The organism is Acidovorax sp. Q11 (genome assembly GCF_054950075.1).
Genome location: NZ_JBUDZG010000028.1, coordinates 1 through 23,683 on the forward strand (window position 1 = coordinate 1; position 23,683 = coordinate 23,683).

27 protein-coding genes are annotated in these 23,683 nt (G+C 63.9%); 5 read left to right on the top strand and 22 right to left on the bottom strand.

The window, feature by feature from the left end:
• On the top strand, positions 1-234 hold a 234-nt coding region (locus ACYZGB_RS18170; RefSeq protein ID WP_462390287.1), incomplete at its 5' end, for a hypothetical protein.
• Positions 235-412: 178 nt separating this feature from the next.
• Positions 413-2,317: an ATP-binding cassette domain-containing protein gene (locus ACYZGB_RS18175; protein ID WP_462390288.1), complete on the top strand. Its 1,905-nt coding sequence runs from the start codon at positions 413-415 to the stop codon at positions 2,315-2,317.
• A gap of 87 nt (positions 2,318-2,404) precedes the next feature.
• Here ACYZGB_RS18175 and ACYZGB_RS18180 read toward each other — a convergent pair whose 3' ends face one another.
• From ACYZGB_RS18180 to ACYZGB_RS18210, 7 genes are all read right to left on the bottom strand, one after another.
• Complete coding sequence (locus tag ACYZGB_RS18180) at positions 2,405-3,499, bottom strand: protein-glutamate methylesterase/protein-glutamine glutaminase (protein WP_462390289.1); 1,095 nt, start codon at positions 3,497-3,499, stop codon at positions 2,405-2,407.
• 15 nt (positions 3,500-3,514) lie between these two features.
• Entirely contained in the window at positions 3,515-4,261 is a 747-nt protein-coding gene (cheD, locus tag ACYZGB_RS18185; protein ID WP_462390290.1) for a chemoreceptor glutamine deamidase CheD, read from the bottom strand.
• Positions 4,262-4,291: 30 nt separating this feature from the next.
• Positions 4,292-5,197, bottom strand: coding sequence for a CheR family methyltransferase (locus ACYZGB_RS18190; RefSeq protein WP_462390291.1), 906 nt, complete (start codon positions 5,195-5,197; stop codon positions 4,292-4,294).
• A 106-nt stretch (positions 5,198-5,303) separates the two neighbouring features.
• Positions 5,304-5,792 (bottom strand): chemotaxis protein CheW, encoded by a 489-nt coding sequence (locus tag ACYZGB_RS18195; protein WP_063461688.1) that lies wholly within the window; start codon positions 5,790-5,792, stop codon positions 5,304-5,306.
• A 58-nt stretch (positions 5,793-5,850) separates the two neighbouring features.
• Positions 5,851-7,989: a chemotaxis protein CheA gene (locus tag ACYZGB_RS18200; RefSeq protein WP_462390292.1), complete on the bottom strand. Its 2,139-nt coding sequence runs from the start codon at positions 7,987-7,989 to the stop codon at positions 5,851-5,853.
• 40 nt (positions 7,990-8,029) lie between these two features.
• Positions 8,030-8,392 (bottom strand): response regulator, encoded by a 363-nt coding sequence (locus ACYZGB_RS18205; RefSeq protein WP_015015796.1) that lies wholly within the window; start codon positions 8,390-8,392, stop codon positions 8,030-8,032.
• Between the two features lie 49 nt (positions 8,393-8,441).
• Positions 8,442-8,888: a hypothetical protein gene (locus ACYZGB_RS18210; RefSeq protein WP_063461672.1), complete on the bottom strand. Its 447-nt coding sequence runs from the start codon at positions 8,886-8,888 to the stop codon at positions 8,442-8,444.
• A gap of 185 nt (positions 8,889-9,073) precedes the next feature.
• On the opposite strand from ACYZGB_RS18210, the gene ACYZGB_RS18215 reads away from it, so the two are divergent.
• Both ACYZGB_RS18215 and ACYZGB_RS18220 read left to right on the top strand, forming a co-directional pair.
• Positions 9,074-10,183, top strand: coding sequence for a hybrid sensor histidine kinase/response regulator (locus ACYZGB_RS18215; protein WP_462390293.1), 1,110 nt, complete (start codon positions 9,074-9,076; stop codon positions 10,181-10,183).
• A complete protein-coding gene (locus ACYZGB_RS18220; RefSeq protein WP_462390294.1) occupies positions 10,180-10,809 on the top strand; it encodes a response regulator in 630 nt (209 codons plus the stop codon). The genes ACYZGB_RS18215 and ACYZGB_RS18220 overlap by 4 nt, the downstream gene beginning before the upstream one ends.
• Before the next feature lie 27 nt (positions 10,810-10,836).
• On the opposite strand, the gene fliR is transcribed toward ACYZGB_RS18220, so the two are convergent.
• The 13 genes from fliR to fliF form a co-directional block, all read right to left on the bottom strand.
• Entirely contained in the window at positions 10,837-11,607 is a 771-nt protein-coding gene (fliR, locus tag ACYZGB_RS18225) for a flagellar biosynthetic protein FliR (protein WP_462390295.1), read from the bottom strand.
• A gap of 76 nt (positions 11,608-11,683) precedes the next feature.
• Entirely contained in the window at positions 11,684-11,953 is a 270-nt protein-coding gene (gene fliQ, locus ACYZGB_RS18230) for a flagellar biosynthesis protein FliQ (protein ID WP_063461668.1), read from the bottom strand.
• A 14-nt stretch (positions 11,954-11,967) separates the two neighbouring features.
• A complete protein-coding gene (fliP, locus tag ACYZGB_RS18235; protein WP_462390296.1) occupies positions 11,968-12,765 on the bottom strand; it encodes a flagellar type III secretion system pore protein FliP in 798 nt (265 codons plus the stop codon).
• A complete protein-coding gene (locus ACYZGB_RS18240) occupies positions 12,758-13,129 on the bottom strand; it encodes a FliO/MopB family protein (protein WP_462390297.1) in 372 nt (123 codons plus the stop codon). Before ACYZGB_RS18240 ends, fliP begins: the two co-directional genes overlap by 8 nt.
• Before the next feature lie 7 nt (positions 13,130-13,136).
• Entirely contained in the window at positions 13,137-13,580 is a 444-nt protein-coding gene (gene fliN / locus ACYZGB_RS18245) for a flagellar motor switch protein FliN (RefSeq protein ID WP_137747676.1), read from the bottom strand.
• Positions 13,570-14,574, bottom strand: coding sequence for a flagellar motor switch protein FliM (fliM, locus tag ACYZGB_RS18250; protein WP_063461665.1), 1,005 nt, complete (start codon positions 14,572-14,574; stop codon positions 13,570-13,572). The genes fliN and fliM overlap by 11 nt, the downstream gene beginning before the upstream one ends.
• 19 nt (positions 14,575-14,593) lie before the next feature.
• Positions 14,594-15,136, bottom strand: a complete 543-nt coding sequence (locus ACYZGB_RS18255; RefSeq protein ID WP_462390337.1) for a flagellar basal body-associated FliL family protein — start codon at positions 15,134-15,136, stop codon at positions 14,594-14,596.
• A gap of 353 nt (positions 15,137-15,489) precedes the next feature.
• A complete protein-coding gene (locus ACYZGB_RS18260; RefSeq protein WP_462390298.1) occupies positions 15,490-16,827 on the bottom strand; it encodes a flagellar hook-length control protein FliK in 1,338 nt (445 codons plus the stop codon).
• Between the two features lie 2 nt (positions 16,828-16,829).
• The gene (locus tag ACYZGB_RS18265) at positions 16,830-17,294 is read right to left on the bottom strand and encodes a flagellar export protein FliJ (RefSeq protein WP_462390299.1); all 465 of its coding nucleotides are present in this window, start codon (positions 17,292-17,294) and stop codon (positions 16,830-16,832) included.
• Positions 17,295-17,313: 19 nt separating this feature from the next.
• The gene (fliI, locus tag ACYZGB_RS18270) at positions 17,314-18,708 is read right to left on the bottom strand and encodes a flagellar protein export ATPase FliI (protein WP_462390300.1); all 1,395 of its coding nucleotides are present in this window, start codon (positions 18,706-18,708) and stop codon (positions 17,314-17,316) included.
• Positions 18,698-19,435, bottom strand: coding sequence for a FliH/SctL family protein (locus tag ACYZGB_RS18275; RefSeq protein ID WP_462390301.1), 738 nt, complete (start codon positions 19,433-19,435; stop codon positions 18,698-18,700). The genes fliI and ACYZGB_RS18275 overlap by 11 nt, the downstream gene beginning before the upstream one ends.
• A complete protein-coding gene (gene fliG / locus ACYZGB_RS18280) occupies positions 19,419-20,414 on the bottom strand; it encodes a flagellar motor switch protein FliG (RefSeq protein WP_094290251.1) in 996 nt (331 codons plus the stop codon). The genes ACYZGB_RS18275 and fliG overlap by 17 nt, the downstream gene beginning before the upstream one ends.
• 24 nt (positions 20,415-20,438) lie before the next feature.
• Positions 20,439-22,133 carry a flagellar basal-body MS-ring/collar protein FliF gene (gene fliF / locus ACYZGB_RS18285; RefSeq protein WP_462390302.1) on the bottom strand — a complete coding sequence of 565 codons (1,695 nt, stop codon included), beginning with the start codon at positions 22,131-22,133 and terminating at the stop codon, positions 20,439-20,441.
• 175 nt (positions 22,134-22,308) lie between these two features.
• Between fliF and fliE the strand changes: the two genes are divergently transcribed.
• The gene (fliE, locus tag ACYZGB_RS18290; RefSeq protein WP_137747670.1) at positions 22,309-22,620 is read left to right on the top strand and encodes a flagellar hook-basal body complex protein FliE; all 312 of its coding nucleotides are present in this window, start codon (positions 22,309-22,311) and stop codon (positions 22,618-22,620) included.
• Between the two features lie 273 nt (positions 22,621-22,893).
• Here the strand turns inward: fliE and ACYZGB_RS18295 are convergent, their stop codons facing one another.
• Positions 22,894-23,193 carry a flagellar protein FliT gene (locus ACYZGB_RS18295; protein ID WP_063461658.1) on the bottom strand — a complete coding sequence of 100 codons (300 nt, stop codon included), beginning with the start codon at positions 23,191-23,193 and terminating at the stop codon, positions 22,894-22,896.
• Between the two features lie 3 nt (positions 23,194-23,196).
• Entirely contained in the window at positions 23,197-23,655 is a 459-nt protein-coding gene (fliS, locus tag ACYZGB_RS18300; protein WP_462390303.1) for a flagellar export chaperone FliS, read from the bottom strand.
• Between the last annotated feature and the right edge of the window lie 28 nt (positions 23,656-23,683).

A 23,683-nucleotide genomic window follows, 5' to 3' on the forward strand; every position in this document is an offset into this window, starting at 1 on the left:
CTTTCGAAGCCATCAGCACCTGCCAACAACCCGCTTTACTCAGCGAAGCCTTGTATTCTATACCGAGTTTTTAAGCACCCAGACAACAAAACAAAACTTTTCTTCAACCCCCTCGATCGCCAGCAGCGCAGCCCCAAAGAGCACCACCACCAGCCACCGAACACACCCCTAAACGATCAGATCATCCGGGGAAAGTGCTTCAGAAGCGAAGCCCTCGACTATAGCACGGGTTGAAGGGGGTGTGGAAAGAAGCCAGCCACCTTCCCCGTCTATGCCATCTGGCGTCATGCCAACGCCCCAGCCGGCCTCAAGCGATCCACGGTCAAACGGCCCCCTCTCATTGAGGTCAAGCCGGTGGCGACAAAGGGGCTGCATGCCCCTCTTTGTGCTCGCCACCGATAATCCTGCCCCTATGGCACTTATCACCCTACTGGACGCCCAACTCGCATTTGGGCATGTTGCACTGCTGGACCACGCCGGCTTTTCTTTGGAGACTGCGGAGCGTGTTGGCCTGATTGGCCGCAATGGCGCGGGCAAGTCTTCGCTTCTCAAGATACTGGGAGGCCTGGCCAAGCCTGACGATGGCGCACTGCAAGTACAGCAAGGGGTGCGAATTGCCTTTGTCGCCCAAGAGCCCACCCTGGACCCAGTCGCCACGATCTTCAAGGCAGCATCCGAAGGTCTGCAACGGGTGATCGGCATCCGCGATCAGTACCTGTCTGGAGCCGAGGGCCTGGATCTGGACGCCTTGCAGTCCGAGATCGAGGCCTATGACGCATGGAACTGGGAACAGCGCGTTGAGGAAACGCTGCAACGTTTGCATCTGGACCCGGAGGCAGTGATCGGCACCTTGTCGGGGGGGACCAAGAAGCGGGTTGCCCTGGCCCAGGCGCTGGTTGCCCGACCTGATGTTCTGCTGCTGGACGAGCCCACCAACCACCTGGATCTCGATTCCATCGAATGGCTGGAGGACCTGCTGCTCGACTTTCCGGGCAGCGTTGTCACGATCACCCATGACCGCTCGTTTCTGGACCGTGTCGCCACCCGGATCGTTGAACTGGACCGGGGGCAATTACGTTCGTACCCAGGCAACTTTGCGCAGTACCAGATTCAGAAGGAAGAGCAGCTGGCCCAGGAAGCTGTGATCGCCGCCAAGGCCGACAAGCTGCTGGCCCAGGAAGAGGTCTGGATACGCAAGGGGGTGGAGGCGCGCCGCACCCGCAGCCAGAGCCGCATCAGCCGGCTGGAACAGCTGCGCGCGCGCCGCGAGGCCCGCCGCGATGTGGTGGGGAGTGTGCGCATGGATGTGGCCACCGGCGGCTCGAATGGCTACCAGGGCAAGATCGTGGCGGAATTGACGGGAGTGAGCAAAGCCTTCGGCGAAAAGACGATTGTTCGCAACTTCACGGGCACCATCCTGCGGGGCGACAAGGTAGGCTTGATTGGCCCCAACGGCGCAGGCAAAACCACTCTGCTCAAGATGATCCTGGGGGAGCTGCCTGCCGACAAGGGCACCATCCGCCAGGGAGCGAACCTGCAGGTGGCCTATTTCGACCAGATGCGCCATGCCGTGAACCTTGATGCCACGCTGGAGGACTTCATCAGCCCCGGCAGCGAGTGGATTGAAATCGGCAACCAGCGCAAACACGTCAAGAGCTACCTGAGCGACTTCCTTTTCTCACCAGCCCGCGCACACTCGCCCGTGCGCTCCTTGTCGGGCGGCGAGCGCAACCGGCTTTTGCTTGCGCGCTTGTTTGCGCGCCCCGCCAATGTGCTGGTGCTGGACGAACCGACCAACGACCTGGACATCGACACCCTGGACTTGCTGGAAGAGCTGCTGGAAAACTACGACGGCACCGTGTTCCTGGTCAGCCACGACCGGACCTTCCTCGACAACGTGGTGACCAGCACCATCGCTTTTGAAGGTGACGGCCTGTGGCGCGAGTATGAAGGGGGCGTGCAAGACTGGCTGGAGCAATCCAAGCGCAGCAAGGCCATTCAGGCCTCGACAGCCGCTGCTGCGGCCAAGCCATCGGCTGCTGAAAATTCAAGCAAAAATAGCCCCTTGCGCGCGCCAGATAAGCCTGAGCAGCTATCAAAAAAGAAGCTTTCGTACAAAGAGCAACGTGAGCTGGAACAGCTCCCTGCCCAGATCACCGCCCTGGAGACGGAGCAACAGGTACTGCAGGAGGCGCTGGCCGACGGAAGCCTGTACAGCAAAGACCCGGCGCGTGCCGCCGAGATGGCGACCCGTGCAGCCACCATCGACGACGAACTCATGGTCGCTTTGGAGCGCTGGACAGAACTGTCTGCGTGAGGGTGGCGCGCCCCGGACGACGCACCGGGGCCACATGCAAGCTGATAGCAGCCCCCAGTGACGGCCGACGCCGGGGCCGCAAATCTGTCAGATGCGGTGGTGCAGCCGGTCTGTTGCGCCACGCAAGCGCGTGATCAGCGCCGGAGCGATCTGGCCGAGGGGCAAAACCTCGTCGGCCGCGCCATGGGCAATGGCTTCGCGCGGCATGCCGAACACGATGCAGGTGGCTTCGTCCTGCACGTAGTTGTAGCTGCCCGCATCCTTCATCTCGCGCATCGCCGCAGCGCCATCGTTACCCATGCCGGTGAGCATGATGCCGAAGGCATTGCGCCCCACCACCGCAGCCGCTGATTTGAACAGCACCTCGACCGATGGTTTGTGGCGGTTGACCGGGGGGCCGTCATCAACCACGGCCACATAGTTGGCGCCACTGCGTGCCACATGGAACTGGGTGCCACCCGGCGCAATGTAGGCATGGCCCGGCAAGATGCGCTCGCCATTGACGGCTTCTTTCACCGTGATCTGGCACAGCCCATTCAAGCGGGCTGCAAAGCTGGTGGTGAAACCCGGCGGCATGTGCTGGGTGATCACGATGGCGGGTGAGTCGGCCGGCATCTGCACCAGCACTTCCTTGATGGCCTCGGTCCCACCGGTAGAGGCGCCAATGCAGATCAGCTTTTCCGTTGACAGGCGGCCCAACAGCGCAGAGGCTGGCGCAGGCGCATGTGCGCCCCCGCCCCCGGCAGGCGCCGCATCACGCACCGGAGCACGGCGAACCTGCGCCACCGCCGCCACGCGGATCTTGTCCACGATCTGGGCTGCCAGGTCGTTGAGCCCGCTGGCCAGACCCACACGCGGCTTGGCGACAAAATCGATGGCGCCAAGCTCCAGTGCTTTCATCGTGACTTCGGCCCCGCGCTCCGTAAGCGTAGAGATCATGACCACTGGCATGGGGCGCAGCCGCATGAGGCGGCCGAGAAAATCGATGCCATCCATGCGGGGCATCTCGACGTCCAGCGTGATGACATCCGGATTCAGCTCACGGATCATCTCGCGCGCAACTAACGGGTCATTGGCTGTACCAATGCACTCCATATCGCGCTGCCGGTTGATGATCTCGGACAGCAGACTGCGGACCAACGCCGAATCGTCCACCACGATCACCCGGATTTTACTGCTCATTAACGCGAACCTTCCTCAAAACAGATCAACGGAACCACCGGCAGTGGACTTGACCACCGTGACAGCGTTGCCACGTGCCTCCTGAGCCAAGGCCTCGGGATGGGCATGCGCCAAGCGCTTGACCATGGCCTTTCCCGTCACAGGAAAGAAGACCACCTTGCGCGGGTAGATATCGAGCACATCCTCGGAGACGATGGGAATGCGCTCGGTGTGCAGGTAGTTGAGCACAAAATTGGTGTTCCTCTCGCCCACATTCATCGTGGTGAAGTTGTGCATCACCTGGGCACCACCAAAAATCTTGGCCTGCATGGTTTCGCGGCGCGCCCCCATCTTCAGCATCTCGTTGATGAGCAACTCCATGGCGTAGGAGCCGTACCGCCCAGACGCATCGGCCAGGTCACCATCGGGCAGCATGAAGTGGTTCATGCCCCCCACACGTGCACGGCTGTCCCACAAGCAAGCCGCAATGCACGAGCCCAGCACGGTCATGATGACCATGCTCTCGTCCGCCACGAAATACTCCCCGGGCAGCACTTTCACGGCGTTGTGCTGGAAATGGTGGTCCAGATAGAAGAAAGACGCCTCGCCCGGCTTGCGGCTTTGCGCCTTGAGTTCCTGCAAAGAAGACACGCGCGCAGGCGCCGCACCCGCTGCATAGATATCAGCACTCAAGGGCGCTATGCGCGGTGCGCGGCGCCGTTCGGATGAGCCTGGAGTCTGGGTGGTCATGGTGGAAGAGGTGCCTGCTTGGATGTTGGTCATGGGTGCTTTTTGCAAGACAACATGGACAGGTCAACGGCGCTCGTACACCGTCTTGCCACGCAGGGTAAACAGATCGCGGGATTCGCTGAAGTTTTCGGCATGGCCGACAAACAACATTCCCCCTGGCTTGAGCACGCGATGGATCCGCTCCAGCACCTTCCGCTGCGTGGGCGCATCGAAGTAGATCATCACGTTGCGGCAGAAGACCACATCAAAGGGCTCCTTGAACGGCCAGTCATCACGGATGAGGTTCACGCTCATGAAGTCAATGACACGTCGCAACTCGGGCTTGGCACGCACCATTCCCGCATTGCCGCCTTTGCCGCGCAAGAAGAACTTTTGCATGCGCTCGGGGCTCACCCCTTTCAGCCCGTCGAGCCGGTACACGCCCTGCGCGGCCGTGGCCAGCACGCGCGAATCGATGTCGCTGGCGGTGAGCTTGAACGAGGCATTGGCCCCCAGCGCTTCGAACGCCGTCATGACAATCGAGTACGGCTCCTCGCCTGTGGACGCGGCATTGCACCAGACCTTCCAGTTGGCCGAGGGTTTGGAGCGCAGGTGCGACGCAAAAATCTCGAAGTGGTGCTGCTCGCGGAAAAAGGCCGTCAGGTTGGTGGTGAGCGCATTGACGAACTCCTGCCACTCTGGCCCGTCGTGGTTTTCGAGCCAACTGAGGTAGTCGTGAAAACTGGTGTGTCCGGTATCGCGCAGCCGCCGCGACAGTCGGCTGTACACCATCGCATGTTTGCCGTCATGCAGGCTGATGCCGGCGCGCTGGTAGATCAGCGCCTGGACTCGGGCAAAGTCTGCGTTGGTCCAGACGAATTCACGCCCCTGGGCCAAGGGCCCCGAGGGAGCCTCTGCCGCAGCATAGGCCGCATCTCCCCGTGGTGGGGCAGACCGGGCTGAAACGGAGGCACTGGTGGTGTGGGCCATATTGATCGTCCGAAGGGAAATCCTGTTCGCTCCAAGAGGCCCGCAAGCCCTGCTTGCGGCCTGACATGTGCCTGGGCCACCAATGGTTGTTGACCGTCGTTGCGCCCTATTCGTTGGCAGTAACCAAACCCATATCCACGCTCGACATGAGTTTCTCGATGTCGAGCAGGATCAGCATGCGCTCACCCACCGAGCCCAGCCCCAGGATGCAGCTGTTGTCGATGGCACTCTCGATGTCGGGCGCCGAGCGGATGCTCTCGGGCGTCAGCTCCATCACATCGCTGACCGAGTCCACCACGATCCCGACCACCCGGTTGCGTAGGTTGAGGATGATGACCACGGTAAAGCTGTTGTAGTCAGCCTGCGCGCAGTTGAACTTCAGGCGCATGTCCACAATGGGAACAATCGTGCCGCGCAGGTTGGTCACGCCCTTGATGAACTCGGGCGCATTGGCAATGCGCGTCGGAGGCTCGTAGCCCCGGATTTCCTGCACCTTCAGGATGTCGATGCCGTACTCTTCCTGATCCAGGCGGAATGTCAGATATTCACGTGCACCCGTCGGCGCAGCGTCTGCCGTCTTACCAATCACACTCATGGTGCATTCTCCTTTCATGACAGCGCCCAAGCCCTGACGGACCGGGGAGCTTGAATCCTCAGTGGCGCGCCCGGCGCACCAGGCCACCCGTGTCCAGAATCAAGGCCACCGTACCATCGCCCAGGATGGTGGCGCCCGACACGTTGGGCACCTTGCGGTAGTTCGACTCCAGGTTCTTGACCACCACCTGGTGCTGCCCCAGCAGTTCATCGACCAGCAGCGCCACACGGCTGCCGTCCGCCTCCACCACCACCATGATGTTGCTGGACTTGTTGAGGTCGAAACGCGGCACCTGGAAAATTTTCTCCAGCGCGATCACGGGCATGTATTCGTCGCGCACCTTCACCAGCTGCGAGCCCTGCGCCACCGTGCTCACGTCGTCGGCATTGACCTGGAACGACTCGACCACAGAAGACAGCGGCAGGATGTACACCTCTTCGCCCACCCCCACCGACATGCCGTCCATGATGGCCAGCGTCAGCGGCAGGCGCACAGACACCTTCATGCCGTAGCCTTCGGCCGAATCGATCTCGACCGACCCGTTGAGCGCAGCGATGTTGCGCTTGACCACGTCCATGCCCACACCGCGCCCGGACACGTCCGTGACCTCATCCGCCGTGGAGAAGCCCGGGGCAAAGATCAGTTGCCACACCTCGGCATCGCTCATCTGCTCGGACACTTCGATGCCCCGCTCCTGGGCCTTGCTCAGAATCTTGTCGCGCGAAAGGCCCCTGCCATCGTCACGCACCTCAATCACGATCGAGCCGCCTTGGTGCGAGGCCGACAGCGTGATGGTGCCGTGCTCGGACTTTCCCTTGGCCAAGCGGTCAGCGGGCATCTCGATGCCGTGGTCGCAGCTGTTGCGCACAAGATGGGTCAGCGGGTCGGTGATCTTCTCGACCAGACCCTTGTCCAGTTCGGTGGCTTCACCCAGGGTGACCAGCTCCACCTTCTTGCCCAGCTTGTTGGCCAGATCACGCAGCATGCGCGGGAAGCGGCTGAAGACGATGGACATCGGGATCATGCGGATCGACATCACCGACTCTTGCAGGTCCCGGGTGTTGCGGTCCAGATCGGCCAGACCCGCCAGCAGCTGCTGGTAGGCACCGGCATCCAGCCCACGGCTGTTCTGCGCCAGCATCGCCTGCGTGATCACCAGCTCGCCCACCAGGTTGATGAGTTGATCGACCTTCTTGACGTCCACCCGAATGGTCGTGGACTCCATCTGCGCCTGCGCCGCAGCCTTGGGCTCCGCCTTGGCAGCGGTCGCCTTGGCAGCCAGGGCAGGGGCTTGTGTGGCGGCCTGCGAAGCCTCGTTGGGAGCCCCGGGAGCACCACTAAAGAAGCCGTAAGGCGTTTCGCCACCGGACGTATCCACTGCCATCGTGGCTTCGTCGTCCACCGGTTCTGCGCCAGGCTCGGCCGCTGCTGCACCAGCGTCCCGAATGAGCACCTGCTCCTTAGACACATGGAAGGCAAACAGATCCAGCAGATCGTCGTTGGTGGAATTGGTCTCCACCCCAAAGAGGCGCGTATTGGGCTCGGTGGCTGTCAGATCGCGGATGGCACCGAGGCCAGGAATGTCGCGGAACAGCTCCTTGATGGCGTCTGCCTGTTCCGGCCGCTCAAGGGGGCCGATCTGGATTTCGAGCTGGCGCGCCTGTCCGGCCACAGCAGGGGCGGCAGCCTTGGGAGCGGGTGCGGGCGCCGCGGCTGCAGGTGGGGGCGGCGGTGGCGGTGGTGCTGCGGCAGCAGGGGCATCACTGGGCACCAGGCCCGCAGCCAGATCGCTGATGCGGCGAACCAGGGATGTGGTGGACACCGCCTCGCCCTGGCCACCCGCCTGGTGCCGGGCCAGGAGGCTGCGCGATGCATCGGCGGACTCCAGCAGCACGTCCACCATCTGCGGGATCGGCTGCAGCTCATGGCGGCGCAGGCGGTCCAGCAGCGACTCCATCTGGTGGGTCAGCTCGGCGACGTCAGAAAAGCCGAAGGTGGCAGAGCCGCCCTTGATCGAATGCGCGCAGCGGAAGATGCCATTGAGTTCTTCATCATCGGCACTGCTCAGATCTAGATCTAGGAGCATCTGCTCCATCTGGTCGAGGTTCTCGCCCGCTTCCTCGAAAAATATCTGATAGAACTGGCTCAGGTCGAAGTCAGCGCCTGCACCCGATCCTTCTTGGTAGCTTTCCGCCATGGTGGGCTCCTGTGTACTTGATGGTCTCAGTCAACCCGGCTCAGCGGATCACCTTCTGGATGACTTCGATCAAACGATTGGGATCGAAAGGCTTCACCAGCCAGCCCGTCGCACCGGCTGTGCGCCCGGCCTGCTTCATCTGGTCACTCGACTCCGTCGTCAGGATCAGGATGGGGATGGTCTTGAACTTGGGGTGCTCTCGCAGCTTGCGGGTCAGGCCAATGCCATCGAGCCGGGGCATGTTCTGGTCTGCCAGCACCAGATCGATGTTGTGCGTCTCGGCTTTTTCAAGGGCGTCTTGCCCATCCACTGCCTCCACGACGTGATAGCCGGCGCCCGTGAGGGTGAACGACACCATTTTCCGCATGGAAGGTGAATCATCTACGGCAAGGATCGATTGCATGTATGGCTCCAACTGACTTGAATATATAGGCTAACCAATGATGTGAAGATCAAAAAAGGTCCACAGAACCTGCATCCATCTCGCTCTGCGTAACAGGATTCGGCCTGTCGGGCGCCATCTCTGCAAAGGGCGCGGCATCCTCGCCATCTTCATGACCCATGGCCTCCGAGGCCAGGCGAAAGGCACACCCCTGCAGCACCTTGGTGGTGTGCCAGATCAGTTGGGAGGCCATGTCCTGGAACTGCAACTCGGTCACGGCACTGCGCAGCGCAGCACGTGCGGCCACCAGTTCGGGAGAGTCCGATACCACTGCGTCTGTCAGCATCGCATTGGCCTCGCCAAAACGCTCCAGCAGATTGTCCGTCGCGTGGTTCAACAGCCCTTCCAGGCGGTGCAGGTCGTGCATCACCACCAGCAATGAGTCCTGCAGTTCCGCCGCCACCATGACGGGTACCTGGACTGCAGGCCCTCCAGGCGTTGTTAGCGTAGATTGCATCGTTTCTCCATCGCAGCACGTAGCAGCAAAGCACGCAAAAACACGGGACTACGATACATGCCTCAAAGACTTGCTGGCTTTGCGCACACCGTAACATCCGCGCCCATTGGACGCCGACGCCGAAACCAACCCAACGGGACAAACACCCTTGTTTGTTCCAATTTGTATCCTATGATAGCGCTCCTATGGTCACTGCAACACCAGACCAGACCCTTGAAATCCTGCATCTTGAAGATTCACTGGCTGACCATGAACTTGCAGCCAGAACGCTGCGGCGGTCAGGGCTCCAGTGCCAGTTGCGCCTGGTAGACACTCTCTCTGAATTCCAGCGCCTCACCGACTCCGGGGCGTTCGACATCATCCTGGCAGATTACCGCCTGCCCGGCTTCACGGCACTCGATGCGTGGGCACATGTGGCGCAAAAGCATCAGCATCCGCCGTTTGTCCTGCTCTCAGGCGCCATTGGCGAGGCGGCGGCGGTAGACGCCATGCGTCTGGGCGTGGCCGACTACCTGCTCAAGGACAATATCCAGCGCCTGCCCCACGTGATCGCGCGCGCGCTGGAGGTGCACGAGGCCCGGCGCATGCGCGAACACGCCATGGCCGAGCTGGCCAGATCAGAGCGCAGGCTCGCGGAGCTGGCGGAACACCTGCAAACCTCCATCGAGCAGGAGCGTGCCTCGATTGCGCGCGAGATCCACGACGACATTGGCGGCGCACTCACGGCAGTGCGTTTTGATGTGGCCTGGATCGGCCGCCACAGCACCGACCCGGCCATGCAGGAGCACGCCAACTCCGCCGCCGACATGCTGCAGCACGCCATCGGCGCCAGCCAGCGCATCATGATGAACCTGCGCCCCCCCATCCTGGAACAAGGCCTGGTGGCGGCCGTGCAATGGCTGGCGGCGGGTTTTGAACGCCGCACGGGGGTTCCCACCCGTGTTCGGAGCAGCAGCGACAGCATCGACACGCCTGCAGACATCCAGCTCGTGGCCTACCGCACCGCGCAGGAAGCCCTGACCAACATCTCCAAACACGCCCAGCCTGGCAAGGTGGACATCGAACTCTCTGACAAGGAAGGGGTACTGACCCTCGAAGTGGCAGACAACGGCCGGGGCATTGCGCCGGAGATGCGGGACAAGCCCAAAGCCTTCGGCCTCAAGGGCCTGCAGGAAAGGGCGCGCACCGTGGGGGGCTGGCTGGACATCAGCAGCCGACCGGGCCAGGGCACATCGGTCATCCTGTCCATCCCGCTACCATCAGCTCCACCAACAGCCCCAGGAGATGCGACGTGATTCATGTGGTCCTGTGCGACGACCACGCCGTTTTGCGGCGCGGGATACGCGACACCCTGACCGAGGCGACCGATATCCAGGTCACCGGCGAAGCAGGGGGCTACTCCGAGCTGCGCGAGGTTTTGCGCTCCGCCGCCTGCGATGTGCTGCTGCTGGACCTGAACATGCCTGGCCGCAGTGGGCTCGAAGTGCTCACCAGCCTGCGGGAGACCCATTCGGCCATCAAGGTGCTGGTGGTGTCCATGTACCCCGAGGACCAATACGCGCTGCGCTGCCTCAAGGCGGGTGCACAGGGCTATGCCAACAAGGCGGGAGACCCGGTCGAGCTGATCGCCGCAGTGCGCACGGTGATGCACGGCCGCAAGTACCTCACCGCAGAAGTGGCGCAGATGCTGGCGGACAGCCTGGCCCAGCCGACCCCCGAAGCCCTGCACACCACATTGTCGGAGCGGGAGCTGCAGACGCTGATCAAGATCGCCTCCGGGCGGCGGCTGTCGGACATTGCCGAGGAACTGATGCTGAGCCCCAAGACCGTGAGCGTGTACCGCTCGCGCGTGCTGGAGAAGCTCAAGCTGTCCAACAACGCCGAACTCACCGTCTACGCCATCCGCAACCAGCTGGTCTGAGCCTGCTGGTGCCGCCGCTGCACCGCCCTACCGCTGCGCGGCAAACAGATCCACCGCCTGCTGCATCAGCGCCAGCACGGGCTGCTCCAGCATGGGCAGGGTGGCGGCAATGCCCAGCATGCCGACCGTGAGCGTGACGGGGAAACCCACCGCATAGATGTTCATCTGCGGCGCCACGCGGGAGATGATGCCCATCGTCAGGTTGACGAACAGCAGCAGCGCGATCATGGGCAGGGCAATCCAGAGCGCGCTGGAGAAAAGCGACGCGCCCAGCTCGTGCAGCCGCATCTGCGCCAGCGACTGCAGGAAGTTGCCGTTGGCCGGAAAGCGGTCAAAGCTCTTGACCACCGCCATCAGGATCAGCAGGTGGCCGTTGATGACCACAAACAGCAGCATGGCCATGTGGCCAAAAAAGCGGGCCACGGCACTGATCTGCGCGTTGGACGAGGGATCGAAGAAGGAGGCGAAATTCAACCCCATCTGCAGTCCAATGATTTCCCCCGCCAGTTCCACCGCCGCGAACACCAGCCGCACCGAGAATCCGATGGCCAGCCCCACCGCCACCTGCTGTGCCACGGCGCCCAGGGCCTCGCGGCCATTGACGCTGATGACCGGCTGCTCTCCCAGCACCCCCTGGGCACACAGCGCCACCAGGAAGGCCAGCCCGATCTTCACGCGCATGGGGATCACGCGCATGGAGAACACCGGGGCCACCGAGAACAGGGCCAGGACCCGCAGAAAGGGCCACAGGATGGGCGAGAGCCAAGCCATGATCTGCGCTTCGCTGAAGGTGATCATGGCATCAGTTTGCTATACAAAACATAGCACAAAACGCTTGATGGTCGCGCGCAAAAGGCCTGTTTTTATCAAAAAACTAGCCAATCATCGATGGGATCGACTCGATGGTTCGGCGGATGAAGTCCACCAGCGTGCTGAGCATCCACGGCCCGGCGATGGCAAACACCACCATCGCGGCAATCAGCTTGGGCACAAAGGCCAGGGTGGCTTCGTGGATCTGCGTGACCGCCTGGAAGATGCTCACGATCAGCCCTACCGCCATCACCACCCCGAGCACGGGCATGGAGATCATCAGCAGCAGGGTCAGGGCGTCGCGCCCGATGGTCAATACCACTTGTGGAGTCATCGCGTGCTCCTCCCTCAGGTTACAAAGCTGGCGGCCAGGGAGCCGATCAGCAGGTTCCAGCCATCGGCCAGCACAAACAGCATGAGCTTGAACGGCAAGGCCACCAGCACCGGCGACAACATCATCATGCCCAGGGACATCAGGATGCTCGACACCACCATGTCGATCACCAGGAAGGGGATGAAGATCATGAAGCCGATCTGGAACGCCGACTTCAGCTCGCTGGTCACAAACGCTGGCACCAGCACCCGCATCGGGGCAGTCTCTGCCGTCACGTTCGGGTCCAGGCGGGCGAGCCGCGAGAACAGCGCAAAGTCGGACTGCCGGGTCTGCTTGAGCATGAAACCGCGCATGGGCGCCTCGGCCTTGTCCAGCGCCTGCTCGAACGTGATGGTGTTGTTGGTGTAGGGCACATACGCTTCCTGGTACACACGGTCCAGGGTGGGGCCCATCACGAAGAAGGTCAGGAACAGCGACAGGCCGATGATGACCTGGTTGGGCGGCGCAGACTGCGTGCCCAGCGCCTGGCGCAGCAGGGACAACACAATCACGATGCGGGTGAAGCCCGTCATCATCAGCAGCACGGCGGGCAAAAAGGACAGCGCCGTGAAGAACAGCAGTGTCTGGATCGGCACCGAGTAGCTGTTGCCCGATGGGCCACTGCCCACCACCAGGGGCAGGCCTCCCGCCGCCTGCGCGAAGGCGGGGCCTTGCACGGCCAGCGCCAGCAGTCCCACAAAGGCAGCCAGCAGCCAGTGGTGACCGACCCGCGGTCCCTTGACCGGGGCGGGCATGGGCAGTCGGTCAGCCATGGCTTGCCTTTTCCGGCGCACCGGCCACTGCAGCCATCTGCTGCGCAAAAGAGGGCACCTCAGCCACCACGGCGCCCGCACCGACCGTGGTCGGCACTGGCACAGGCGACACCGGCAGCACATGCAGGCAACTCACCTGCTGGGCCGTCACGCCCAGCACCAGCCAGGTGCGCGCGTGCTCGGGGCCGACCTCGACCGTCACCACCCGCTGCTGCGGCCCGACCGCCACCGCAGACACCACACGCGATGCGGCCCCCGCAGCCAAGGCGCCGCCGGCATGCCGCTGCTGCAGGCGCCGCACCAGCCAGGGCAGCGCCGCCATGGCGCCCACAAAGAGCACCACGACGAGGAGGGTCTGGGTCATGCTCCCACTATCCACGGCTGACCCGGCGCAGGCGTTCGGAAGGCGTCACCACGTCAGTGAGACGGATACCGAACTTGTCGTTCACCACCACCACCTCGCCCTGGGCGATGAGGTAGCCGTTGACCAGCACGTCCATGGGCTCGCCCGCCAGCGCATCCAGCTCCACCACCGAGCCTTGCGCCAGCTGGAGGATGTACTTGATGGGCACCTTGGTGCGCCCCAGCTCCACCGACAACTGGACCGGAATGTCCAGCACCATGTTGATGTCGTTGACGGTTCCATCCGAACCTGCAGAGCCGGAAAACGGCCGCACGGGCTCGCCGGACAGCGGGCCGCCCTGCTCTGCGTCCGCAGGCTTGTCGTCGGTGCGCTTTTGCTCTTCCAGCGCCTCGGCCCAGCCCGCAAACGGGTCTTCTGCGCCAGCGTCCTTGTTGTCTTCTTCAGTTGCCATCTTTCTCTCCCAGCCAGCTCATGTCCGAATTACGCAAGCATTCCTCAATGCGGATGGCGTACTTGGAGTTGTGGGTTCCATACTGGCATTCAAAAATAGGAACCCCTCCGATCGATGCCCGGATACGGGGCTCTCGGTCCAGCTCGATGAAGTCGCCCGGCTTCATGGCCAGCAACTGCTCCACCGTGGCGTCGGCCTTGGCCAGCTCCGCCACCAGCGTGACTTCTGCCGACTGGATTTCGCGCTTGAGCACATTCACCCAGCGGCGGTCCACCTCGATGGAGTCGCCCTGCGTGGACGAATACAGCACGTCGCGGATCGGCTCCAGCGTGGCATACGGCATGCAGACATGGATGGCACCGGAGAGGTCGCCGATTTCCAGCTGGAAGGCCGTGGACACCACAATTTCGCTGGGCGTGGCGATGTTGGCGAACTGGGGCTGCATTTCCGAGCGCTGGTACTCCAGCTCCAGCGGGTAGATGCCCTGCCAGGCCTTCTTGTACTCGGTGCAGATCACATCGACCAGGCGGTTGATGACGCGCTGCTCGGTGGGCGAAAAATCACGCCCTTCGATCCGGGTCTGGAACTTGCCGACACCGCCATACAGCGTGTCGATGATGCCGAACACCAGCGAGGGCTCGCACACGATCAGCCCGCTGCCACGCAGGGGGCGGATCGCCACGATGTTGAAGTTGGTGGGCACCGCCAGCTCGCGCAGAAAAGCGCTGTAGCGCTGCACGGACACCGTGCCGACCGAAATTTCGGGACTGCGCCGGATGAAATTGAAAAGCCCGATGCGAAAGTTGCGCGCAAACCGCTCGTTGACGATTTCCATCGTCGGCATGCGGCCACGGACGATGCGTTCCTGGCTGGAGATGTCGTAGTTGCGTACGGACCCCGCCTCGGCCACTTCCTCGACCGACTTCTGGCTCTCGCCAGTGACCCCTTCCAGAAGGGCATCAACCTCTTCCTGCGAAAGAAATGAATCACTCATGGCTGGTCCTTGCCCCGGTTCACTGAATGATGAAATTGGAGAAAAGCACACGCAGCACGGGGTTGCGCTCGGTGCGCTTGCGCGCCGGGCGGTCTTCTGCGTCTCCGTCCTGCTCGGCCTCTGCAGCACGTGCACGCTCTCGCTCACGTTCAGTGGGCACCGAATATCCCAGCGGGCGCGAAACTTCGCGGCGGATATCGGCGGCCAGCTTCTCCTTGCCTTCGCGCACCAGCAACTCAGCAGACGTGCGCTGGGACACCAGCATCAGGATGCCGCTGCGGATGGTGGGCAGGTACAGCTTGACCTGCTCGGCGGTTTTGGCGTCTTCCAGCTCCAGGGTGATGCCGATCTGGGCAAAGCGGTCCCCGCCGGGGTCGGCCAGGTTGACCACCATGTTTTCCATGGGCAGGAAGGTGGGAGCGACCTTGGGCGCCTCTTTGCGGGCAGCCGGTGCACCGCCACCTTCCTCTTCATCTCCGTGCGAACGGGTCAGGAACCAGGCCGCAGCCCCCCCTCCAATCACCAGCACCGCCACAACGACGCCAATGATGATGATGAGCATCTTCTTGCTTTTCGCCGGAGCAGCTGCGGGTGGTGGAGGGGCTGACACGATGGATGTTCCTTGCGGTAGGGAGCAAGCCGTGCGTGCGCTATCAAAGTGCAAGCAAAGCCGGATGGCCCATTATTGGACGGGGGTGTAACCAATAATAGCCAGAATAAAAGCCCAAAACCATGGCATTCACCGCCCTCTCCCTCTTGCCATTGGGATCCTCTGCACGCATCGAGCGGCAGGTGGGCGCTGCGGATCAGGGTGGGTTTATTGCGCGCGCAGGCCACCCGAGGCCGCAACCCCTTCAGAGGGCGCACAGGTGATGCCCGCCTGCGTCAGCGCCCAGTCCACCGGGAGCGAGCGGGTCACACGAAGATATCCACGGTGCGGTCAGGCCCGCTGCCGTCCCGCGCCAGCGATGCGGTGCCCACCGGCGCGCTGGACAGCACCTGCGCCTGGCGGGCGCCATCGCGGCCACGCGGCTGCCCCCCATCACCGCCCTGCGCACCCGCGCCATCCCGCGCCGAAGTCCCCACCGACATGCCGGACAGCACCAAGCCTTCGCTGCGCAGCAGATCCCTGAGCTGAGCCATGCTCTGATCGAGCAGTTCGCGGGTCTGCGCCTGGTCACTGCGGAAAGTGACATGCGCTTCATTGCCCGACAGGGACACGGAAACCTCCACGGGCTGACCATCGCGATTGAGTGTCAGCTCCGCGTTCTGCGTTTTCTGGTTCACCCAGTACGCCACCTGGTCGGCCACCTGTTCTTCTGATCCTGCAGCACCGGGGTCCACAAACGTGGCAGGGCTGTCGGTGTTTCCTGGCTCCAGAGGGGACACGCCCGCACTGCCATCCGACCAGGCGCCCCCCCCAGCAGGCCCCTCGCCGGGGCGGCCGCCCGCCGAGGGCTCGCCACCCCGCGCTGCCGCCACGCCCGCAAACAACCCGTCGGCCAGCGCGGCGAAGCCGCCCTCTGTCGCAGCTGGCGCACCAACGCCACGCTCCACCGTGGCGCCAAGAGCCATCACCCCCAGGGCCGAACGCTCATTGCTGGCGGCCTGCGCGAGTGCTGCTGCCGCCCCCTGGGCCACCGACAGGCGCTGCGTTGCATCACCGGCGGTGCTCGCCACCATGGACAGCTCCGAGCCCCCCGATCCCCCTGCCCGCTGGGCCTGGGTGTTCTGCAGGCGCGAGAAGCTGCGGCCAAACCCGGCTACCGTGCTCTGGACGGTGCCGTCCTTGAGGTCCTTGAAATCTGCTGCGGTATCGAGTTTTGCGGTTTCCGCCACCAGCCCCTGGTGCAGCCCCCCGCTGGCCATCGGGCCATTCAGCACCATGCCGCCCAGCGTCCCGTTCGCCATGGAGTCCGGGCGCAGCATTCCATCGGCCTGCCGCACGAGCCCGGTGGCGGAGGCATCGCTCTGGGCGGAAGCAAACAACCCCTGCCAGGCCGCCAGGGCCGCCGCATCCGCTTCGCCCTTCACAGCATCCGCAGCGATGTCGACAGGGCCTGCATCAGTCCCTGTCAGCTCCAGCGGACCGGTGTCCACAGACACCTCATCCAGCGCAGCCAGCAGAGCCAGAAACCCCCCTGCCGCTGCTGCGTCACTGGCATCCGCCCCTTGCTGCGCAGGCGCTTTGGCCCGTGTGGCGTGGGCCGCATGAGTGCCGCCTTGCGAGGAGGAAATTTTTCCCTGTTCCATGGTCAATACTCCTGGCCCTGGGGCCCTTGGCTCGCGGTGCGGTACTGCAGCGCGGCCCGTTCATCGGTCTGTTTCTGGTCTCTGCGCATTTGCTGCAGCTCCAGGTCATGGCGCCGCTTGTCCACCACCTTGCGCAGGCTGGTGAGGCGCAATTCGGTCTCCAGCAACGCGCGCTGCGCGCTCTCCACACGCCCCGCCTGGTCACCCACCACACCCTTCTGGATGCTGGCCGCATGCCCCAGGCGGTTCATGAACTGGTAGTGGTGGTACATCACCTCGGGCTGCATCGCGGTGTTAGCCTTCATCCCCCAGCGCGACTCGGTTTCGCGGGCGTAGTCCTCCAGCTGCTCAAGCTGCGCACGCGCCGCCTGCTGTGCGGCCAGCGCGTCCTGCAGCACCTTGCGTGCGGCGTCCCGCTTGCGGGAGGCCACATCCACGGCAACGGTGAGGGAGTTCAGGCTGGACATGGTGGACTACCGGCAGGTATCAACGGTCCAGCACCGAGGCCATGGCGGCCACGCTCTGGTCCATGGAGGCGGCCTCGAACATGTCCTGCTGCAGAAAACCCGCCATCTGCGGCTGCAGGCGGATCGCCTCGTCGAGCGCGGGGTCCGAGCCGCTCATGTACGCGCCCACCTGCACCAGGTCGCGGCTCTTCTGGTAGCGCGAGTACACGGCACGGAAGTTGCGCGCCAGATCAAAATGCCCGCGCGACACCACGTTGTGCATCACCCGCGAGGCCGACTGTTCGATGTCGATGGCCGGGAAATGCCCCGTTTCGGCCAGCGCCCGCGACAGCACGATATGCCCGTCCAGAATGGCACGCGCGGCGTCGGCAATCGGGTCCTGCTGGTCATCCCCCTCGGACAGCACCGTGTAGAACGCGGTAATGGAGCCCACGCCATGCAGGCCATTGCCGCTGCGCTCCACCAAGGCGGGCAGCTTGGCAAAACACGAGGGCGGATAGCCCTTGGTGGCGGGCGGCTCGCCAATGGCCAGGGCGATCTCGCGCTGGGCCATGGCATAGCGGGTGAGCGAATCCATGAGCAGCAGCACATGCTGCCCCTTGTCGCGGAAATGCTCAGCCACCGCCGTGGCGTACGCAGCGCCTTGCATGCGCAACAGCGGCGGCGCATCGGCCGGTGCCGCCACCACCACGGAGCGCGCTCGGCCCTCTGCGCCCAGGATGTCTTCCACAAACTCCTTGACCTCGCGGCCCCGCTCGCCAATGAGGCCGACCACGATCACGTCGGCCTGGGTGTAGCGGGCCATCATGCCCAGCAGCACGCTTTTGCCCACCCCCGAGCCCGCAAACAGGCCCAGGCGCTGGCCACGCCCCACAGTCAACAGGGCGTTGATGGCACGTACCCCCGTGTCGAGCGGCTCGCGAACCGGATCCCGGTCCATGGCATTGATCTGCCGACGGCCCATGGGCTCGGCCACCACGTCTTGCACCGGGCCACCATGGTCCAGCGGCAGGCCCTGGGCATCCACCACACGCCCCAGCAGCCCGTCGCCCATGGGCAGGCGCAGTAAGCCCGCACGCTGCACGGGCCTTGGCGGCTCACCCAGGCGGGGGATAGGGATGTAAGGCGCGGCAGGGAACACCCGGGCGCCACTCGACAAGCCATGGATGTCGCCCGCAGGCATCAAAAACGCACGGTCGGCAGAAAAGCCCACCACCTCGGCCAACACGGGTTCACGGCCTGGCATCTGCACCATGCACTGCGAGCCCACCGGCACCTTGATGCCCACGGCCTCCAGCACCAGGCCCGTCAGCCGGGTCAGCGTGCCTCTGGTTTCCAGCGGCACCCCTTCGGCCACGCGCTCACGCGCGTCGTCCATGAAGCGCGTCCAGGCAGAGGGCGCCTCAACGCTCATCGCCCTCTCCTTCGCTCAAGGGCGACTGCAGGCCCAGGGCCGCAATGGCGCGCTGCCAGCGTTTGTCCAGGCTGCCGTCCACCACCGTTCCAGCAGACTCCACCAGGCAACCGCCCGCAGGTACAGCGGCGTCCGCCATCCACTGCACGCCGGGTCCATCCAGTTCCTCGCGCAGGGGCTGCGCCATCGCTTCCATGTCGATCGGATTCAGGCGCACCGTGGCGGGCCGCCCCTCACTCACCAGCATGCCCACGGCCTCACGCACTACGGGCTGCAAAGCATTGGGGTTGACCGACAGCTCATGGCGCACCACCTGGCGGGCGATGTCACACGCCAGCTCCAGCAGCTGCTGGGCCATCTGCTGCTGCATGTCGATCAGGCTTGCGTCCAGCGTCTGTAGCACCGCTTGCAGGCGCTGCGCAGCGTCTTGCCCCTGCTGGGCAATGTAGTCGTCCATGCGGCGCTGCCACTCCAGGGCGGTCTGCGCCTGCCCTTGGGCAAAGCCCTCGGCATAGGCGTCGTCGCAGGCCTGCTGCTGCAGCAGCGCCTGTTGCGCCTGCAGCTCGGCTTCATCGACCTCGACAGGGATCTCCGCCACCGGCTCCGGCGTGGGCTCGACCAGGTCCGAGCCATCTACCGCACTGAACTTCCACTGCTTGAAGTCGCCCACTTCCTCGCTGGGGATGAAGCGCGAGTACGACCGCTGGTTGTTAGACGAAGGCATCATCACCACCGCCTCCGATCACGATCTGGCCTTCATCGGACAGGCGCCGGATCGTCTTGAGAATTTCCTTCTGCTGCGCTTCCACTTCGGACAGCCGCATCGGGCCACGGGATTCGAGGTCTTCGCGCAGCGCCTCGGCAGCGCGCGAGGACATGTTGGACAGGAATTTCTCACGCAACTCGGGCACAGCGCCCTTGAGCGCCACGATGAGGGTCTCGGACGCCACTTCCTTGAGCACGGACTGGATGGCGGCGTTGTCGAGCTTGAGCACGTCCTCGAACACGAACATCTTGTCCATGATCTTCTGGGCCAGGTCCGGGTCGTAGCCCCGGATGGATTCGAGCACCACAGCGTCCATGTTGCCGCCCAGCAGGTTGATGATTTCTGCAGCGGCCTTGACGCCTCCGAGTGAACTCTTGCGGATCTTGTCGCCGCCCGCCAGCACCTTGAAGAGCACCTCGTTGAGGTCCTTGAGCGCCGTGGGCTGAATGCCTTCGAGTGTGGCCACCCGCAGCAGGATTTCGCTGCGCTGGCGGTCCGTCAGGTGCATCAGGATGCCCGAGGCCTGGTCGCTGTCCAGGTGCACCAGGATCGCCGCCACGATCTGCGGGTGTTCGTTGCGCAGCAGTTCGGCCACCGACAGCGGGTCCATCCACTTGAGGCTTTCGATGCCGGAGACATCGCCGCCCTGCAAAATACGGTCGATCAGCAGCCCGGCCTTGTCATCGCCCAGCGCGCGCTTGAGCACGGCACGCACATAGTTGCCCGTGTCGGACACCAGCAGGCTTTGGGCCGCTGCCGCGTTCGAGAACTTGTTGATGACCTCGTCCACCTTCTCGCGCGACACCGAGCGCATGCGTGCGATGGTTTCGCCCAGCTTCTGCACCTCCTTGGGCGAGAAATGCTTGAAAACTTCGGCCGCCTCCTCTTCGCCGAGGGACATCAGCATGATGGCGGCATCGTGAAGGCCTTGGTCGTCCATGGTGGGGGTCCGTGCAATCGGTGGCTAGGCGGCGGTGTCGCCGTTCAGCCAGGTCTTGAGAATGTTCGCCACGGCAACCGGGTTCTCCTTGGCGAGCACGCGGGCGTCTTCCAGGCGCAGCTGCTCGGGCGTCGCGGGCAACGCTTCGTCCTTCTTGGACGGCGCAGGCAGCGCGGGGCGCTCGGGCGTGTCGGCCTCCAGGGCATCGAGCTGGCCACCGGGCACCGGTGCGGCGCTGGCCTTGGCCGGTGCGGGTGCCTTGAGGGCGGGCCGCACCAGGCCCAGCAGCACCAGCGCAGCAAACAGCACCGCCCCCACCGGCCAAGCAAAGGTCTTGGCCAGGTCGATCACTTCGGGCTGCTTCCACAGCGGAACGTCGGTCGATGGCGCTGCCGTCACCTGGAACGGCGTGTTCATGAGGTTGACCGAGTCACCGCGGTCCTTGTTGAAGCCAATGGTCTCGCGCACCAGTGCCGTCATCTGCTCGATCTGCTCGGGCGTGAGCGCCTTGGTGATGGGCTTGCCCTTGTCTTCGCCAGACTGGTAGTTCACCACCACGGCCGCGCTCAGGCGCTTGACGGCACCGGTGCTGCCCCGCGTTACACGCACGGTCTTGTCCACTTCGTAGTTGGTGGTGGACTCGCGCTTGTTCGTCTGCTCCTCGGTGCCCTGCTGGCCACCGGCATTGGGTGCGGGGTTGGCGCCATTGATGGGGGCGGCCGACGGCGCAGGCGGCTGGTTGGCCACGGCGCCGGGCACGCCTGTTGCGGTTTTGCTGGAGCTACCCCGGCTTTCGAGCACCTGCTGGCTGCGCACCGCGCTGGAGTCAGGCGTCTGGTTGGGGCGGAACTGCTCGGACGTGGATTCCGTCTGCGTGAAATCCACCTCGGCCGTGACCTGGGCCTTGACGTTGTCGCGGCCCACCACAGGCTCCAGGATGTCCATGATGCGGCGGGTGTACTGCTGCTCGATCTGCTGCACATACAGCAGTTGCTGGGCATTCACCTCGGCACCGGCGGTGCTGTCGGTCGTCTGCGACAGCAGCTTGCCCGTGTCGTCCAGCACGCTCACGGCAGAGGGAGACAGCTCGGGCACGCTGGACGCCACCAGGTGCACGATGCCCGCCAGCTGGGCGCGGTCCAGGATGCGGCCGGGATGCAGACTCACCAGCACCGAGGCCGAGGGCTTTTGCTGCTCGCGGAAGAACCCGTTCTGGTTGGGAAGCGCCAGGTGCACGCGCGCACCCTGCACCGACGACAGCGCCTGGATGGAGCGGGTCAGCTCGCCCTCCAGGCCACGCTGGAAGTTGAGCCGCTCCTGGAACTGCGTCATCCCGAACTTGCTGGACTCCATCAATTCGAAACCGGCCACCGAGCCCTTGGGCAGGCCCTGGGTGGCCAGGCGCAGGCGCACGTCGTGCACGCGGTCTGCCGGAATCAGGATGGCGCCGCCGCCTTCGGCATGCTTGTAGGGCACGTTCATCTGCGACAACTGAGCCACGATGGCGCCGCCGTCCTTGTCGTTCAGATTGGCAAACAGCACCCGGTAGTCTGGCTGGCGCCCCATGACAATGGCCGCCACGGCAGCGGCCACCAGCAGCGCCACGCCCACCCCGAGCCGCATGCGCTGCGCCCGGTCGAGGGCGGACAGCCGCTGCAGCCAGCTGGGGCTGGCGGGCGGCGGGAGCGGATTGAGAGGGACTTCAGCAACAGCAGACATCTTGCTTTTCCAGTAAAGCAGGTCCGGCAACAGACCTGGCGTGGTGTCGATTATTCGGTCACGCCTCCACCATGTTCGCTGGATAAGCCGCCCGTTTGACCATCATTTCAGGGGGATGGGCGCCAGGGCGGTGGCTAGGATACGCAGCATACCGCCATTCCCTACGGATACCGCCATGGACCTTCGCATCTCAAGCTCTACCGCCCCCCTGACGGGCGCAGGCGTGGCGCGCCGTGCCGCAGCGCCCCAGGAAACCGGTAACGAAGTAGGATTTTCGGGCGCCCTCAAAGGCGCCCTGCAGTCGGTGAGTGCGGCGCAGAACCGGTCGTCCGAACTGCAAAGAGAGGTTCAGCTGGAAAACCCCTCGGTCAGCCTGGAAGAAACCATGGTGGCGATCCAGAAGGCCCAGATCGGCTTTCAGGCCACGCTGCACGTGCGCAATCGCATGGTGCAGGCCTATACCGACATCATGAACATGCAGGTATAGGCAGTGTCACCCCCCTGAGGCGCTGCGCGCCTTCCCCCCGCTCTCGCAACGCTGCGCGCTGCGGGCAGGGGGACGCAGCCCTCGCTGCGGGGCGGCCCTTACTCGGCTGCCCTGGCACTGGTAAGCGCCCGCATCTAGCGCCTGCGCCTGCGTCTGCGCAATACTCCCGATTTGATAGCAAAAAGCGCTTATTAGGAGCGCGGAGAAGCACATTTTTTCCACAAAAAAGCCGACCTTACAGGGTCGGCTTTGTCTTGAGGCTTGTTGCGCGCCTCAGTGCATCATCTGCGGCTGCCCTTCGAACAGGTGTTCGAACTGCGCCAGCCAGGGTTCGGCCAGGCAGCGGATCTGGGCATCGTTGCGCAGGATGCGCTGCATGATGCGGGTCTTTTCGCGGCGGTGCTCGGGCAGCAGCTCGTGCTCCTGCGACTTGAAACGCAGCTGCTCGATCAGCACGGCACAGGCACCCTCGTAGCGCACCACGCCGTCCCAGTCCTTGAGCCGGGCAGCCTCCAGCATCTTGGCGCTGCTGTCTTCAATCGCCTTGTAATAGTCAATCAGCATGTGGGACATGGTTTATGCCTCCACCAGCACGGGCTGGCCAGTGGCGGCGGGCGCGTCGACAGAAGCCGCTGCAGCGCCGGATTTCTTGATGTCGTTCCAGCCCTGGGCCACGGGCTCGATCAGGCGCATGACCTCCTGCATCATCGCGTCGTCGTTGCGGGCGTTGGCCAGGATCAGGCGGTGCATGCAGTAGTCATACAGCGCACCCAGGTTTTCGGCCAGCTCACCGCCGTCCACCTTGTCGAGCGACGTGCTCAGGCCTTCTTCGAGAATGCGCACCGCCTTAGCGATGGCGTTGACCTTGCCCAGCACGTCACCCCGCGCCATGGCGCCACGCGCCGTGGCGATGGAATTCAGAACGCCTTCATACAACAGGCTGACCAGCTGATGCTGGTCGATCGTGTGCATGCTGGTCTCTACATTGATGCGCTGGTAAGCGTTGGCTGCACGGGGGCTGTAGGCGCTGAACATGCTGACAATCCTTCCGATGTATTACTTA